At 55.3% G+C, this 16760-nt stretch carries 12 protein-coding genes; 7 read left to right on the top strand and 5 right to left on the bottom strand.

Annotated elements, in window-relative coordinates; all coding sequences use genetic code 11:
* The first annotated feature begins 75 nt into the window (after positions 1-75).
* Positions 76-984, top strand: coding sequence for a fructokinase (gene mak / locus NA389_RS08720; RefSeq protein ID WP_001219286.1), 909 nt, complete (start codon positions 76-78; stop codon positions 982-984).
* A gap of 19 nt (positions 985-1003) precedes the next feature.
* Here mak and araJ read toward each other — a convergent pair whose 3' ends face one another.
* The 3 genes from araJ to sbcD all read right to left on the bottom strand — a co-directional run bounded on the left by araJ (position 1004) and on the right by sbcD (position 6688).
* Positions 1004-2176: an MFS transporter AraJ gene (araJ, locus tag NA389_RS08715; RefSeq protein ID WP_000755634.1), complete on the bottom strand. Its 1173-nt coding sequence runs from the start codon at positions 2174-2176 to the stop codon at positions 1004-1006.
* A gap of 172 nt (positions 2177-2348) precedes the next feature.
* Positions 2349-5489, bottom strand: a complete 3141-nt coding sequence (gene sbcC, locus NA389_RS08710; protein ID WP_001667152.1) for an exonuclease subunit SbcC — start codon at positions 5487-5489, stop codon at positions 2349-2351.
* Positions 5486-6688, bottom strand: coding sequence for an exonuclease subunit SbcD (gene sbcD, locus NA389_RS08705; RefSeq protein ID WP_001221242.1), 1203 nt, complete (start codon positions 6686-6688; stop codon positions 5486-5488). Before sbcD ends, sbcC begins: the two co-directional genes overlap by 4 nt.
* A gap of 214 nt (positions 6689-6902) precedes the next feature.
* Here sbcD and phoB point away from each other — a divergent pair, with 214 nt between their 5' ends.
* From phoB to malZ, 5 genes are all read left to right on the top strand, one after another.
* The gene (gene phoB / locus NA389_RS08700; protein WP_000113921.1) at positions 6903-7592 is read left to right on the top strand and encodes a phosphate response regulator transcription factor PhoB; all 690 of its coding nucleotides are present in this window, start codon (positions 6903-6905) and stop codon (positions 7590-7592) included.
* Between the two features lie 69 nt (positions 7593-7661).
* Positions 7662-8957 (top strand): phosphate regulon sensor histidine kinase PhoR, encoded by a 1296-nt coding sequence (gene phoR / locus NA389_RS08695; protein WP_000893642.1) that lies wholly within the window; start codon positions 7662-7664, stop codon positions 8955-8957.
* Between the two features lie 408 nt (positions 8958-9365).
* Positions 9366-10685, top strand: a complete 1320-nt coding sequence (brnQ, locus tag NA389_RS08690) for a branched-chain amino acid transporter carrier protein BrnQ (RefSeq protein ID WP_000149625.1) — start codon at positions 9366-9368, stop codon at positions 10683-10685.
* A gap of 74 nt (positions 10686-10759) precedes the next feature.
* Positions 10760-12130, top strand: coding sequence for a proline-specific permease ProY (gene proY, locus NA389_RS08685; protein WP_001537837.1), 1371 nt, complete (start codon positions 10760-10762; stop codon positions 12128-12130).
* Between the two features lie 161 nt (positions 12131-12291).
* Positions 12292-14109 (top strand): maltodextrin glucosidase, encoded by a 1818-nt coding sequence (gene malZ / locus NA389_RS08680; RefSeq protein ID WP_079917106.1) that lies wholly within the window; start codon positions 12292-12294, stop codon positions 14107-14109.
* Between the two features lie 71 nt (positions 14110-14180).
* Here the strand turns inward: malZ and NA389_RS08675 are convergent, their stop codons facing one another.
* Positions 14181-14783 (bottom strand): peroxiredoxin, encoded by a 603-nt coding sequence (locus NA389_RS08675; protein WP_000244731.1) that lies wholly within the window; start codon positions 14781-14783, stop codon positions 14181-14183.
* A 209-nt stretch (positions 14784-14992) separates the two neighbouring features.
* Positions 14993-15574, bottom strand: coding sequence for an ACP phosphodiesterase (acpH, locus tag NA389_RS08670; RefSeq protein ID WP_001009858.1), 582 nt, complete (start codon positions 15572-15574; stop codon positions 14993-14995).
* Positions 15575-15667: 93 nt separating this feature from the next.
* Here acpH and queA point away from each other — a divergent pair, with 93 nt between their 5' ends.
* A complete protein-coding gene (gene queA / locus NA389_RS08665; RefSeq protein WP_001266524.1) occupies positions 15668-16732 on the top strand; it encodes a tRNA preQ1(34) S-adenosylmethionine ribosyltransferase-isomerase QueA in 1065 nt (354 codons plus the stop codon).
* Positions 16733-16760 lie beyond the last annotated feature (28 nt).

The following is a 16760-nucleotide window of genomic DNA, read 5'->3' as shown; positions in this document are numbered from 1 at the left end:
GTCGGCAGGCTTGCATTGCCAATCAGAACGGTGAATTCTACCCTGTTGATATTCCCAAAAAATGAGGAGCGGTATGTGCGTATTGGTATCGATTTAGGCGGCACAAAAACGGAAGTCATTGCGCTTGATGATGCAGGAGAGCAGCGGTTTCGCCATCGTCTGCCTACGCCGCGGGAGGATTATCAGCAAACGACAGAAACCATCGCTACGCTGGTCGACATGGCGGAACAGGCGACCGGCCAGACCGGTAGCGTCGGCATTGGCATTCCCGGTTCTCTCTCGCCTTACACCGGCGTGGTAAAAAACGCTAACTCTACGTGGCTTAACGGCCAGCCGTTCGATAGCGATGTGAGCCGTCGTCTGAAGCGTGAAGTGCGGTTAGCCAACGATGCCAATTGCCTGGCGGTATCAGAGGCGGTGGATGGCGCGGCGGCGGGGGCGCAAACGGTATTTGCGGTGATTATCGGTACCGGGTGTGGTGCGGGCGTAGCGCTAAATGGCCGGGCGCACATCGGCAGCAACGGTACGGCAGGTGAATGGGGCCACAATCCGTTGCCGTGGATGGATGACGATGAGTTGCGTTACCGCGAAGAAATTCCCTGTTATTGCGGTAAACAAGGCTGTATCGAAACCTTTATTTCCGGTACGGGATTTGCCACGGATTACCAGCGTTTGAGCGGTAAAGCGCTAAAAGGCGATGAGATTATTCGTCTGGTCGACGCGCAGGACGCCGTGGCGGAACTGGCGTTAAGCCGTTATGAGCTGCGGCTGGCGAAAGCATTATCTCATGTCGTGAATATTCTGGATCCGGATGTCATTGTGCTGGGCGGCGGTATGAGCAATGTTGAGCGCCTGTACAAGACGGTTCCGTCGCTGATGAAATCGTTTGTTTTTGGCGGCGAGTGCGAGACGCCGGTACGTAAGGCGCTGCATGGCGATTCAAGCGGCGTGCGCGGCGCGGCCTGGCTGTGGCCGCTGGCGTAACGTTTCTAGCCGGATGGCGTCATCCGGCAACCGGCGTGACCGATGGCTGCTTGTGTTTTAGACGTCCGTATACCAGCAACGACGACATGGCGGAAAACGAGAGCAGGGCGGCGGGAAGCGCCACATAGTGGTACGCAAAACCTAGCGTCAGCATCAGCCCGCCGCACCAGGCGCCAATCGCGCTACCGAGATTAAAGGCGATTTGCCCTCCCGCCGCGCCCAGCAGTTCGCCGCCTTTGGCGTTTTGCAGCAGCAGGATTTGCAGCGGCGCAGAGAGCGCAAACAGACCAGCGCAGCAGATAAACGCGAAAGTCAGCGATGCTGTTTTGTATCCGCTGAAGAAAAAGAGCGCCATGAGAGAGAGCACGATAATGAGGTCAGTCACTACCGCGATGCGCAGTGGAGTATATCTGCCGGAGAGTTTGCCGCTTAACAGATTGCCTAACACCATCCCCAGCCCGACCAGCATCATAATAAACGTCATGCTCGTCTCCGAAAAACCGGAGATGTACATCATAAATGGCTTGATATAGCTGAACCAGGCAAAAACGCCCGCATTGCCGAACATCGTGGCGGCGAAAATGAGCCACGGCGCGGGGCTACGCAAGAAGTGGAACTGCTCGCGCAGGCTGCCTTGGGCTTTGTCGCGAATATCCGGCACCCAGAAGAAAATCGCGGTGAGCACGGCGATGTTGAAAACCGCGATCAATAAAAAGGTGTAGCGCCAGCTAAATTCCTGGCTCAGGTAAGTGCCGACCGGAATGCCCACCAGATTCGCCACCGTCATCCCTGAAACCATACCCGCGACGGCGGCGGTGACTTTCCCGGGGCGGATAATCTTTGACAGGACAATGGCGCCGACGCCAAAAAAGGCGCCATGCGGAAAGCCGGAAACCAGTCTGCCGACGGCGAGCATCAGATATGACGAGGAAAAGGTAAATATGGCATTGCCCATCACGCACAGCGTGACCAGAAACAGCAGTATATGTTTAAGCGAAAAGCGGCTGGAAAAGAGCGCCATAACAGGCGCGCCCAGCACGACGCCGAAGGCGTAAAACGAGATCATATGCCCGGCGGCGGTAATCGTTATCCCGACATCGCGTGCCAGCTCCGTCAGCACGCCCATAATGCCAAACTCGGCCATCCCCAGTCCGAACGTACCCAGCGCCAAAGAAAAAATAACTTTTTTCATACCACCTGCCGAAAATAAAGGCGCATGTTGCGCGCTGTGGCTGTGAATTGTCACAGCCAATCAACGTATAGCTTGCGGATAAGCGCGAGGTAATACCATTCCTTATCCGTCTTTGTGTATTCATTATTATGCTATGTCATGACGGTATGCTGTGCGCAGGATGACACTCGTGTTACTCCACGGCAAACGCTTTGTCCAGTTTGCTATAACCAAGCCCATTGATTTTTTTCACTTTTATCTGCACGGGGATACGTTCTTTCATGGCTTCCACGTGGCTAATCACACCGATGGTCTTCCCGCTGGCATTCAGCGCGTCGAGCGCATCCAGCGCGGCGTCCAGCGTTTCGCTATCAAGCGTGCCGAAGCCTTCGTCGAGGAACAAAGAATCAATGCGCGTTTTATGGCTGACCAAATCTGATAACGCCAGCGCCAGCGCCAGGCTGACCAGGAAGCTTTCGCCGCCTGATAACGTTCGCGTATCGCGCACGGCGTCGGCCTGCCAGGTATCGACAACCTCCAGTTCCAGCGCGTCGCTGGCTTTGCGCTGCAATAAATAGCGGCCATGCAGGCGGGTGAGCTGATGATTCGCCAGCCAGACCAGATTATCCAGCGTCAATCCCTGGGCGAATTTGCGGAACTTATCACCTTCTTTAGAGCCGATCAGCTCATTGAGATAGCCCCAGTCTTCCACTTGCTGAGAGGCTTGTTTCATTTCCGCCATCAGCGCCCGTTGGCGCTGCCGATTATCTGCATCCTGTTTAATTTGCTGGCGGATTTCCCCCTGGCGTGTCGTGTTTTCACGCAGTTGTTGCGCCAACTGCGCCAGCCGCTGCGCGAGCTGCTCCGCCGTACACGTTGGGTCCAGACCGGCGGGCGGCTGTTGCTGATGGTCAGCCAGCGCCTGCGCGGACTGCGCGCTTAACGCCTTCGCTTGTTGTAGCTGACTTTCCAGCGTTTGTTGTTGTTTTTCCAGACGGGTCACGGTCTCTTCATCCAGCAACGCCGCCAGGAACGTTGCCTGGCTGTCAAAAGGGCTATTTTTTAACGCCGCATCAAAGTGCGCTATCGCCTCGGCGGCGCGCTGCTGGTCCTGCGTCGTCTGTTCCTGCAGGGTTTGCAACTGGCTTTGTAATGACACGCACTCATCATGCGCCTGCCGCCAGTTATCCAGCGGCACGTCGTCGTCGGAATCCGCGGTATCCGTTTGCGGTAGCGTCTCCAGCAACGGGGCAAGCCTGTCGATCTGCATTTGCAAATCCGCGAACTCTGTCTGACGCTGTTGCCATATTTTCGCTTCGTCGGCGCGCTCATTCAGCCACGAAGCCTCGTCTTCTGGCGCAGGAAGGGAAAGCGTATACTGCGCCAAATCAGCCGTCAGCGAGGCCTGACGCTGCGCAATCTGCGCGGTAAAGCGCGCTACCTGTTCAGTATGCGCCGCGATTTGCGTTTGTAGAGCATGACGCTGGCTGAGCTGATCCAACTGTTGCTCATGCTCTTCCGCGGCAGTCAGCCAGCCAGCGAGGTTTTCTTGCGGCTGGAGCTGAACGCCCAGCGTAGCGCACAGCGTTTGCCATTCTTCAGTAAGCGCTTGCTCCTCCTGCAACAACGACTGCGCCTCGCTTTCATCCCGCTGTAATTGTTGCGTTAAGGCATCTAACTGTCCTCGCAGCGCCGCGCCTTCTTCCGCCAGCGTTTTGACCTCTTTTTCCAGCGCGTCGCGGCGGGTTTGATTCGCGCTCAGCTCCAGCGCCTGATAGGCGGCGATGGCGGGGTGCGTCGTCGAGCCGCAAAGCGGACACGGCTGGCCGGACTGTAAGTGCGCCCGCTGGCTTTCCAGATCTTTGATGCGCGCCTCCTGCTCGCAAATAGTGCGAACGTCCGCAAGCTCCTGCGCTTTAGTCTTATAACTCAGGCGCTTATCCGCCAGACGTTGGGTGTATTGCGCCTGCTCCTGATGATGACGCGCGATAGCTGCCTGTAGCTGCGCCTGACGCTTTTGTTTCGGGACAATTTGCCCCTGAAGCGCGGCGAGACGATGGCGTAGCGGACGCTGTCGGGTATGCAATGCTCTGGCTTCCGCCAGCGCCTGTGGCGTGAGGTCGAGCGTGAGCGGCGGTAGCGCATCACGCTGACGCGTATCGCTCAGCAACTGCTGTTGCCATTGGCTCAGTTGCGCCCGGTCGTGGGATTGTTGTGTTAACAATGCTCGCCAACCCGCCAGTTCGCTGCGCCAGACGCGGATGCCGTCGTGTTCCGCCAGCCATGTCTTCAACCGCTGCCCTGTGGCGTTCAGTTGGGTGAATTGTCGATGCGCGCAGGCGCGGATACGCTGGCGCAGGCGATACGCACTTTGTAAGCGAGCATTCACTTCATCACTGTGTTGGCGAACACGCTCAACGGCGCGGGTTTGTTCCTGAATGCGCTCCCAATGCGGGCGCAACTGGCGAGCAGGTTGCGCCAGCGTCAGCGCCGCGAGCTGCGGCTGCGCTTTTTCTCGCGCCTCTTGCGCCGCGTACAGCGCCTGCTGCCGGGCGTGTAATTCAGTGTGGAGTTCGTTTTTTCGGGTCAGCCAGTGAAGGTGCTGCTGCTGTCCCTGCTGGTCGGCCAGCAGGCGTTTCTCTTCGTCAGTAAGCGCCTGCAAACTGGCTTCCAGTTGCTGTAACTGTTCGTCCGCCAATAGGGCGACGCCGCTGGCCTGCGCTTGTAACTTTTCCAGTTCGAGACGGGCTGATTTATGTTTTTCAAATACCTGTGCGGAGATCTGCCCGTAAATCTCAGTGCCGGTGAGCTCCTCCAGAAGCTCTGCGCGCTCTTTCGCTTTGGCGTTAAGAAAGGCGGCGAACTGCCCCTGTGATAACAACATCGAACGGGTGAAGCGCCCGTAGTCCAGCCCGGTCAACGTGGCGATCATCTCCAGTTTATCCTTTACCTTATCGGCAAAGATCTTTCCGTCTGAACACCGCGCCAGCTCCACGCGTGGGGCCTGGAGATTGCCGTCAGGCTGATTTCGGGCTCGGTTCTGGCTCCAGAACGCGCGCCAGGCCTCGCCTTTTACCTCAAACTCCACTTCGGCCAGACATTCCGCCGTATCGCGCGTCATCAAATCGTTTTGCGACTGCGATACCGTATTCAGGCGCGGCGTTTCGTGGTATAGCGCCAGGCAGATGGCGTCAAGCAAGGTGGTTTTTCCCGCGCCGGTCGGGCCGGTAATGGCGAATAACCCGTTACTGGCAAACGGTTCGGCGGTAAAGTCGACCTTCCATTCACCTTTCAGCGAGTTCAGGTTTTTCAGACGCAAACTGAGAATTTTCATGCCTCATGCTCCTCATTCAACGCGTAGAGCGTGCTGGAAAAGAGCTGATTCAGGCGCTCGCGCTGCGGGGGATCTAACGCTTCCAGCGCCAGACGCCGCGCAAAAACCTCCTCCACGCTAAGCTCGCTTAATGTTTCCCGCCGCTCGTTCGCCAGCGAGCGCTCGCGCTGTTCGCGGCTACGGCGCACCAGTAATACCTCTACGGGTAGCGACTCCGTTAGCGTCTGTATTCTGCGTTGGATATCGTGCAGATAATCATCGGTGGTGATTTCAATATCCAGCCAGACGGGGGGTGATTGCTCCACGCCGCGCCACTGCTCAAGCTGTTCGGTAATTGACGCCAGGTCGCCTTTTAAAACCGCCAGCGGTTGAGTCACGGGGACAGCCAGACTTTCGGTACTTTGCCATTTCCCCTGCTCGAAGGTCACCAGATGCACGCATTTGCTTTTGCCGCACTCATCAAAGCTGAGGGCGATGGGTGAGCCGCAATAGCGGATATGCTCTGTGCCGCCGACACATTGCGCGCGGTGAATGTGTCCCAATGCGATATAATCCGCTGGGGGGAAATGCTGCGCCGGAAAGGCATCCAGCGTACCGATATAAATGTCGCGAACCGCATCGCTTTTGCTGGCGCCGACGGTGGTTAAATGCCCCGTCGCGATAACCGGCAGCTTTCGTTCGCCGCGTAGCTGGCACGCTTCCCGATATTGCTGTTGATAATAATCGGCAATCGCATGAAGAAGTTGCTGCTGTTTCTCGCTGCCGGATAATCCCGCCTGACTGGTAAGAATGTCGCGCGGGCGCAAAAAGGGAATGGGGCACAGTACGGCGCCTGGAGAACCGTCGCGACGATGAAGTAGCTGCGGCGCATAGCCCGCGCTGGCGATCACGGTTGTATTGAGAAACGCCAGAATGTCGCGTGACTCGTTTAGTGTGGCGACGGAATCATGATTACCGGCCAGCACCACCAGATGACAGCCCGTTTGCTGTAAATTAACGACGAAACGGTTATAAAGTTCTCGGGCATAGCTTGGCGGCGAACCGGTATCAAAAATATCGCCAGCGACAATAATGGCATCCACCTGATGGGCCTGCGCGATCTCCAGCAGCCAGTCCAGAAAAGCCTGATGCTCCGCGGCGCGGCTTTTACTATAGAAATTTTGTCCCAGATGCCAGTCAGAGGTGTGGAGGATGCGCATAATTGTTCCATGCAAAAAAAGCGTGAACGGGATTATACACGTCATCCCCTCCATTTTTGGGCGCAATTTACCGCCGGTACACGGTAATGCACGGTTTCACCGGTGTCATAAATCATCAACATGCTGTCAATGCCGCCTTTTTTTTTCATAAATCTGTCATAAATCTGACGCATAATGGCGCGGCATTGATAACTAACGACTAACAGGGCAAATTATGGCGAGACGTATTCTGGTCGTAGAAGATGAGGCGCCGATCCGTGAAATGGTGTGCTTCGTGCTCGAACAAAATGGCTTTCAGCCCGTAGAAGCCGAAGATTATGACAGTGCGGTGAATAAACTTAATGAACCCTGGCCGGATCTCATCCTTCTTGACTGGATGTTGCCCGGCGGGTCAGGGTTACAGTTTATTAAACATCTCAAACGTGAAGCCATGACCCGGGATATTCCCGTGGTTATGCTGACCGCAAGAGGTGAGGAAGAAGATCGCGTGCGCGGACTGGAAACCGGCGCTGACGATTACATTACCAAGCCGTTTTCCCCCAAGGAGTTGGTGGCGCGCATTAAAGCCGTTATGCGGCGCATCTCGCCGATGGCGGTCGAAGAGGTGATCGAGATGCAGGGACTGAGCCTTGATCCCGGCTCTCACCGCGTGATGACCGGCGACAGCCCGCTGGATATGGGGCCGACCGAATTTAAATTACTCCATTTCTTTATGACGCACCCGGAACGGGTTTACAGTCGCGAGCAGCTACTCAATCATGTCTGGGGCACCAATGTGTACGTTGAAGACCGGACGGTCGACGTGCATATTCGCCGTTTGCGTAAGGCGCTGGAGCACAGCGGCCACGACCGGATGGTGCAAACGGTACGCGGGACAGGGTATCGTTTTTCGACCCGCTTTTAATGCCTTTTCCGCCAGTAGAACACAGGTTTCTGGCGGAGAAGGCTTTCCATTCTTGAGGGAGTATGACGCGTGCTGGAACGGCTGTCATGGAAAAGGCTGGTGCTGGAGCTGGTGCTCTGTTGCATCCCCGCGCTTATCCTTAGCGCTTTTTTTGGTTATCTGCCGTGGTTTTTACTGGCGGCGGTGACGGGACTGCTTGTCTGGCATTTCTGGAATTTATTACGCCTCTCCTGGTGGCTTTGGGTCGACAGAAGTATGACGCCGCCGCCGGGACGGGGAAGTTGGGAACCGCTATTATACGGTTTACACCAGATGCAGTTGCGAAATAAGAAGCGTCGTCGCGAGCTGGGGAACCTGATTAAACGTTTTCGCAGCGGCGCGGAGTCGCTGCCTGATGCCGTGGTACTGACCACAGAAGAGGGCGGCATTTTTTGGTGTAACGGTTTGGCGCAACAGATACTGGGGCTACGCTGGCCGGATGACAACGGGCAGAATATTCTCAATCTACTGCGTTATCCGGAGTTTACCCAGTATTTAAAAACGCGTGATTTCACCCGTCCGCTTCATTTGGTGCTCAATACCGGGCGGCATCTGGAGATCCGCGTCATGCCTTATACCGATAAACAACTCCTGATGGTGGCGCGCGATGTGACGCAAATGCATCAGCTTGAAGGCGCCAGACGTAACTTTTTCGCCAACGTTAGCCATGAGTTGCGTACGCCCTTGACGGTATTGCAAGGCTATCTGGAAATGATGCAGGAACAGGCGCTGGAGGGGGCGACGCGAGAGAAAGCGCTGCATACGATGCGCGAGCAAACGTATCGTATGGAAGGGCTGGTAAAACAACTGCTTACGCTGTCTAAAATTGAGGCGGCCCCGGCGCTGTTATTAAATGAAAAAGTGGATGTACCGATGATGCTGCGGGTCGTGGAGCGTGAAGCGCAGACGCTCAGCCAGCAGAAACATACCTTTACGTTTGAGGTCGACGATAGTCTTAGCGTTCTGGGCAATGAAGAGCAGCTACGTAGCGCGATCTCAAACCTGGTGTATAACGCAGTAAACCATACGCCGGCGGGAACGCATATTACGGTGAGCTGGCGACGTGCCGCGCATGGCGCTGAATTTTGCATTCAAGATAACGGTCCGGGGATTGCTGCCGAGCATATTCCTCGTCTGACCGAACGCTTCTACCGCGTCGATAAAGCGCGTTCGCGGCAAACGGGCGGCAGCGGCCTGGGATTGGCGATTGTGAAACATGCGTTGAATCACCATGAAAGCCGCCTTGAAATCGACAGTTCGCCTGGCAAAGGAACGCGATTTAGCTTTGTGCTGCCGGAACGTTTAATTGCCAAAAATAGCGATTAATTGCCTTTCGTAAGTATAACTTTCCATAAGCCAGCGGATGCTGGCTTATTTTCTTTGCAGTTAAGACGGGCTCGTTGAAACATTCAACGTTTGGTGATTTTTTGTTCGCATGATTAGCCATAACTTTTTCATGAGAATGGTGTTTTATTCTGGTTGTAAATTTCATATCGCTATATTCATCTGGTTTTTAGATCCCACCTTGCTTTAAAACGTTATAAGCGTTTAAATTGCGCTTCAGGTGCTGTCATTACGACTGCATTTGCGCGGTAAATCGAAAAACAATTCTTCGCCGCATCGGTCCGGGAGCTTTTCCCGCTGAAATTGATAAAAAACGCCGCTTTATAATCCTCCGGGAAAGGCAAAAATTTTAATGTTTACAACATCACCATCCACAGGCAGTAAGACTTTATGACCCATCAGTTAAAATCGCGCGATATCATCGCCCTGGGCTTTATGACATTTGCGCTGTTCGTTGGCGCAGGCAATATTATCTTTCCTCCTATGGTCGGTTTGCAGGCGGGTGAACACGTCTGGACAGCCGCTATTGGCTTTCTGATTACCGCCGTGGGGCTACCGGTTCTTACTGTTGTGGCGCTGGCGAAAGTCGGCGGCGGGGTAGACAGCCTCAGTACGCCGATTGGTAAAGTGGCGGGACTCCTGCTGGCGACCGTTTGCTATCTGGCCGTCGGGCCGTTATTTGCGACGCCGCGTACTGCGACGGTGTCGTTTGAGGTCGGTATCGCTCCGTTGACCGGCGATTCTGCAATGCCGTTGCTGATTTACAGCGTGGTCTATTTCGCTATCGTTATTCTGGTTTCCCTCTATCCGGGTAAACTGCTGGATACGGTAGGGAATTTCCTGGCGCCGTTGAAAATTATTGCGCTGGTCATCCTGTCCGTCGCGGCTATCGTTTGGCCTGCCGGCCCAATCAGCAACGCCCTGGACGCTTATCAGAATGCGGCCTTTTCTAACGGATTTGTGAACGGCTATCTGACGATGGATACGCTGGGCGCGATGGTGTTTGGTATCGTTATTGTGAACGCGGCGCGTTCTCGCGGCGTGACCGAAGCGCGCCTGTTGACGCGTTACACGGTCTGGGCCGGCCTGATGGCGGGCGTGGGGCTGACGCTGCTTTACCTTGCCTTGTTCCGCTTAGGTTCTGACAGCGCGACGCTGGTCGATCAGTCAGCGAACGGCGCGGCGATTCTTCATGCCTACGTTCAGCATACCTTTGGCGGCGCGGGAAGCTTCCTGCTGGCGGCGCTGATCTTTATCGCGTGTCTGGTGACGGCGGTGGGGCTGACCTGCGCCTGCGCTGAGTTTTTCGCGCAGTATATTCCGCTGTCTTACCGTACGCTGGTCTTTATTCTCGGCGGCTTCTCTATGGTGGTGTCAAACCTTGGACTGAGCCATCTGATTCAAATCTCCATTCCGGTGCTGACGGCTATCTATCCGCCGTGTATCGCACTGGTTGTATTAAGTTTTACCCGCTCATGGTGGCATAATTCCACCCGCATCATCGCGCCGGCCATGTTTATCAGTCTGCTTTTTGGTATCCTTGACGGCATCAAAGCATCTGCCTTTGGCGATATGCTGCCAGCCTGGAGTCAGCGTTTGCCGCTGGCGGAACAGGGACTGGCGTGGTTGATGCCAACGGTGGTGATGGTGATCCTGGCGATTATCTGGGATCGCGCGGCGGGTCGGCAGGTGACCTCCAGCGCTCACTAAAATCGCTGACATATGTGTACACCACGGGGCTTAACGCCCCGTGGTTTTTTATTGTGTTGATAGGTCAGAAATTGATGGAAAGCAATAATAAGCTAAAGCGTGGGCTGAGCACCCGGCACATTCGCTTTATGGCATTAGGTTCGGCAATCGGCACCGGCCTGTTTTACGGCTCGGCGGACGCCATCAAAATGGCGGGGCCGAGCGTGCTGTTGGCCTATATTATTGGCGGGGTCGCGGCATATATCATTATGCGCGCATTGGGGGAAATGTCCGTTCACAACCCTGCCGCCAGCTCATTTTCGCGCTATGCGCAGGAAAACCTCGGCCCGCTTGCGGGCTATATTACCGGCTGGACCTACTGTTTTGAGATCCTGATCGTCGCCATTGCCGACGTGACCGCGTTCGGCATTTACATGGGAGTCTGGTTCCCCGCCGTGCCGCACTGGATTTGGGTGCTTAGCGTGGTGCTGATCATTTGCGCCATCAACCTGATGAGCGTCAAGGTGTTCGGCGAGCTGGAGTTTTGGTTCTCCTTCTTCAAAGTCGCCACCATTATTATCATGATTGTCGCGGGTATCGGCATTATTGTGTGGGGAATTGGCAACGGCGGGCAGCCCACCGGCATTCATAACCTGTGGAGCAACGGCGGCTTCTTCAGCAATGGCTGGCTGGGAATGATCATGTCGCTGCAAATGGTGATGTTCGCTTACGGCGGGATTGAGATTATCGGTATCACCGCCGGGGAAGCGAAAGACCCGGAGAAATCCATTCCGCGCGCCATTAACTCAGTACCGATGCGTATCCTGGTATTTTATGTCGGCACGCTGTTCGTCATTATGTCTATCTATCCGTGGAATCAGGTCGGCACAAACGGCAGCCCATTTGTGCTGACGTTCCAGCATATGGGGATTACCTTTGCTGCCAGCATTCTGAACTTTGTGGTATTGACCGCCTCGCTTTCCGCTATCAACTCCGATGTGTTTGGCGTAGGGCGTATGCTGCATGGTATGGCGGAGCAGGGGAGCGCGCCGAAAGTCTTTGCTAAAACGTCACGCCGTGGTATTCCGTGGGTCACTGTGCTGGTGATGACGATTGCGCTGCTGTTTGCGGTTTATCTGAACTACATCATGCCGGAAAACGTCTTCCTGGTGATTGCTTCGCTGGCGACGTTTGCGACGGTATGGGTATGGATTATGATCCTGCTGTCGCAAATCGCCTTCCGTCGTCGTTTACCGCCGGAAGAGGTAAAAGCGCTGAAATTTAAGGTGCCGGGCGGTGTCGTCACGACGATAGCGGGTCTGATTTTCCTGGTCTTCATTATTGCGCTTATCGGCTACCATCCGGATACCCGCATCTCACTGTATGTGGGCTTCGCCTGGATAGTTCTGCTGTTGATTGGCTGGATGTTTAAACGCCGTCGCGACCGTCAATTGGCGCAGGCGTAGTCGTTTTTCTCTGCCTTATCCGGTCTGCAGGCAACAGTAGGCCGGATAAGCGGAGCCGCTTCTCCTCCTGGAGTCTCCTCCCCTAATAAACCCCTGGATGATGAGTTATCCTTTAAATCTCTATGGCAAGGTGGCCCCATTTTCAGTAGAGGGGATACGAGATGTTGAATGCCTGGCACTTACCGGTTGCCCCATTTGTGAAGCAACATAACGACAAATTAACCATTACGCTGTGGCTGAGCGGAGAAAATCCGCCGTCTCGCGTGACGTTGCGCTCAGAATTCGATAATGAAGAAATCTCACTGGCGATGCGCAAACAGCGCCGCCAGCCGCAGCCGGGCGTGACGGCGTGGCGAGCGACGCTCAATATCGCGTTAGGGCAACCCCGTCGCCGTTACAGCTTTAAATTGCTTTGGCATGATCGCCAGCTTTGGTTTACGCCACAGGGATTTAGCTGTTTTCCGCCTGCGCGTTTGGAGCAATTTGCCGTTGATGTGCCGGATAGCGGGCCGCAGTGGATCGCCGATCAAATTTTTTATCAGATCTTCCCGGATCGTTTTGCCCGCAGCGCGACGCGTGAAGCCGATCAGGACCGGGTGTATTTCCACCATGCTGCCGGTCACGACATCGTGCGTAAAGGGTGGGATGAACCGCTCACCCCCCAGGCGGGCGGTTCCACCTTTTACGGCGGCTGTCTGAATGGCATTTGTGAGAAGCTGCCGTATCTGAAAAAACTGGGCGTCACAGCGCTATATCTGAATCCGGTATTTACCGCGCCGAGCGTCCATAAGTACGACACGGAAGATTATCGCCATGTCGATCCGCAATTTGGCGGCGATCGGGCGCTGCTACGCCTGCGGCGTGAAACCCAGGCGCAGGGCATGAGGCTGGTGCTGGATGGCGTGTTTAATCATAGCGGCGACTCGCATGCGTGGTTTGACAGGCATAACCGCAGCACTGGCGGCGCGTGCCATCACCCGGACTCGCCGTGGCGCGACTGGTACTCCTTTTCACCACAAGGCGTGGCGCTGGACTGGCTGGGTTATCCGAGCCTGCCGAAACTCGATTATCAATCAGAAACGCTGGTGGATGAGATCTATCGCGGTGAGGACAGTATCGTTCGTCACTGGCTAAAGGCTCCGTGGAATATGGACGGCTGGCGGCTGGATGTCGTACATATGCTGGGCGAGGCGGGCGGGGCGCGCCATAATTTGCAGCACGTTGCCGGCATTACCCGGGCGGCAAAAGAGGCGCAGCCTGAAGCCTATATTGTGGGGGAACATTTCGGCGATGCGCGGCAGTGGCTACAGGCCGATGCGGAAGATGCCGCCATGAATTATCGCGGCTTCACCTTCCCGCTGTGGGGATTTCTCGCCAATACTGATATCGCTTACGAACCACAGCATATCGATGCCCGGACCTGTATCGCGTGGATGGATAACTACCGCGCCGGGCTGTCACATCAGCAACAACTGCGTATGTTTAATCAACTCGACAGCCATGATACTGCGCGCTTTAAAACCCTGCTGGGTAAAGACGCGGCGCGCCTGCCGCTGGCGGTGGTCTGGCTGTTTACCTGGCCCGGCGTGCCATGTATTTATTACGGCGATGAAGTGGGCGTGGACGGTGCAAATGACCCCATGTGCCGCAAACCGTTCCCGTGGGATGAACGCAAGCAGGACGGCAACTTGCTGGCGCTGTACCAGCGTATGGCGAAACTGCGTCAGCGCAGTCTGGCGCTGCGTCGTGGCGGATGCCAGGCGCTGTATGCCGAAGGTGACGTAGTGGTATTCGTGCGGGTTTATCAGCAGCAGCGGGCGCTGGTGGCGATTAACCGGGGCGAGGCCTGTGAAGTAGTGCTGGAAGCGTTGCCGTTGCTGAACGTGGCCGGATGGCAATGTAAAACGGGGAGCGGTGACATCCGCAAGGGAAGACTTAGTTTACCCGCGATTTCCGCGACGGTATGGATGAATCGTTGAGGCGAGGTGGTTCGTAACACCGCACGCATAAAAAAGGCTCGCATTCGCGAGCCTTTTATCAATGCACTGACTTACAGGCTGGAAATGTTCTCAGCCAGGTATTTAGCCACGCCGTCCGGAGAGGCGTTCATGCCTTCTTTGCCTTTTTCCCACTGCGCCGGGCAGACATCGCCGTGCTCTTCGTGGAACTGCAGCGCGTCGACCATACGCAGCATTTCGTCGATGTTACGACCCAGCGGCAGATCGTTTACGACCTGGTGGCGAACAATACCGTTAGCGTCAATCAGGAAAGAGCCGCGCAGCGCAACGCCTTCGTCCGGATGTTCGATACCGTAAGCTTTCTGAATTTCACGCTTCACGTCAGCAACCATTGCGTATTTCACCGGGCCAATGCCGCCTTTATCGACAGGGGTGTTACGCCATGCGTTGTGGACGAACTCAGAGTCGAAAGAAACGCCGACCACTTCAACGCCGCGCTTCTGGAATTCTTCATAACGTTTATCGAAGGCGATCAGCTCAGACGGGCAAACAAAAGTGAAGTCCATCGGCCAGAAGAACAGAACGGTTGTTTTACCATTGGTGTGCTGTTTGAAGTTGAATTTATCAACAATCTCACCGCTACCCAGTACCGCCGCAGCGGTGAAATCCGGGGCCTGACGAGTAACCAGTACCATAATAATTCTCCTGCAATATTAAGGGTTTTAGAACGCAACGCGGGCAGTATAGGGAGGGCGAAGCGACAAAACAATGCGGTCTTGACAATCAATGAGACAGCTTTTGCCTATCGATCGGGTCATTATAAATCGTAATGATGACCCCTTTATGACAGCGAACCATCTTTCTGCCAACGGCGGATCTGACGCACGCCCTCGCTATCAGGCCGTCACAGCGCTTTGCGGGCGGCCTGTGCCATCATACGCGGATAAAAATGCCAGAAGCGCTCTTCTAACGCGTCGTAGTGCGCGTCCAGATCGTACCAGGAATCACGCAAGGCATCCAGCCGGGGACGGCGATTCGCCATGCCATTCAGCACGTTTTGAATGAAATCCATATCGCGATACCGCTCTAACCATTTTTCTGACCAAAGATAATCATTCAGGTTGACAAAGCGCGGCGGGGAGTCGGGCAGAATCGTCGCGACCTGCGCATGGGCGTAGCCGACAAACGCCTGAAGTGGAAAATCAGGGGAGATTTGCGTCCAGTGGCGCGATAAAAAATGATCCCACATGACGTCCAGCGTAATGGGCGCCACGCGCCGCGTTTCATGGCGGAACCACTCTCGCGCCTCACGAACTTCCGGCAGGTTGTCGGTCATGACGTCAATACGCCGATGCATATAAATACCCTCTACGACGTCAGGAGGATAATGTGTTGCCGGGTTACCGCGGACAAAATCGGCCAGCAGATTACCGGAAAGCGAGCTGTCGGCAAGGTGCGCCAGATGCAGGTGAGCAAGAAAATTCATTATTGATTCTCTGTCCAAAAAGCGGGTAACGGTTGCAGCGGGAACGCCCCGGCACTAGACTACCCGCCTCTTATTTTAGTCTGAGTCAGAGTCATGCGCGTTACCGATTTTTCCTTTGAACTACCCGAATCCCTGATTGCCCACTACCCACAGCCGGAACGCAGTCGCTGCCGTTTGCTGTCATTAGAGGGGCCGACGGGCGCGCTGACGCACGGTACTTTCACCGATCTGCTCGATAAGCTCAACCCTGGCGATTTGCTGGTCTTCAATAATACCCGCGTGATCCCGGCGCGGCTCTTTGGCCGTAAAGCCAGCGGCGGCAAGATAGAAGTGCTGGTCGAACGTATGCTCGATGATAAACGCATCCTGGCGCATATTCGCGCTTCTAAAGCGCCAAAACCGGGTACGGAACTGCTGCTGGGCGACGACGAAAGTATTCACGCGACCATGACCGCGCGTCACGGCGCTCTGTTTGAAGTTGAGTTTAATGACCCGCGTCCGGTGCTGGATATTCTTAACGCCATCGGCCATATGCCGTTGCCGCCGTATATCGACCGTCCGGACGAGGACGCCGACCGCGAACTGTACCAGACGGTCTACAGTGAAAAACCGGGCGCCGTCGCTGCGCCGACGGCCGGGCTGCACTTTGATGAGCCGCTGCTGGCGGCGCTTCGTGAGAAAGGTATCGAAATGGCGTTTGTTACGCTACACGTAGGCGCGGGCACTTTCCAGCCGGTGCGTGTCGATACCATTGAAGATCATATCATGCACTCCGAATATGCGGAGGTGCCGCAAGAGGTGGTCGACGCGGTGCTGGCGGCGAAAGCGCGCGGCAACCGGGTTATCGCCGTCGGCACCACCTCGGTACGCTCGCTGGAAAGCGCGGCGCAGGCGGCAAAAAGCGATTTGATAGAGCCATTCTTCGGCGATACGCAAATCTTTATTTATCCAGGTTATCAATACAAAGTGATTGATGCGCTGATCACCAACTTCCATCTGCCGGAATCGACGTTGATTATGCTGGTTTCCGCATTTGCCGGTTATCAACACACCATGAATGCCTATAAGACTGCGGTAGAACAAAAATATCGCTTTTTTAGCTACGGGGACGCGATGTTTATCACGTACAATCCGCAGGCTATTTTTGAGCGTCCGTAAGAAGGCTATCTCACTTGCCATTTTGACG

Source organism: Salmonella sp. NW645 (genome assembly GCF_051703725.1).
GTDB classification, from domain to species: domain Bacteria; phylum Pseudomonadota; class Gammaproteobacteria; order Enterobacterales; family Enterobacteriaceae; genus Salmonella; species Salmonella enterica.
Note: the sequence above shows the minus strand (reverse complement) of the source record. Positions and strands in the feature narration are given on the sequence as shown.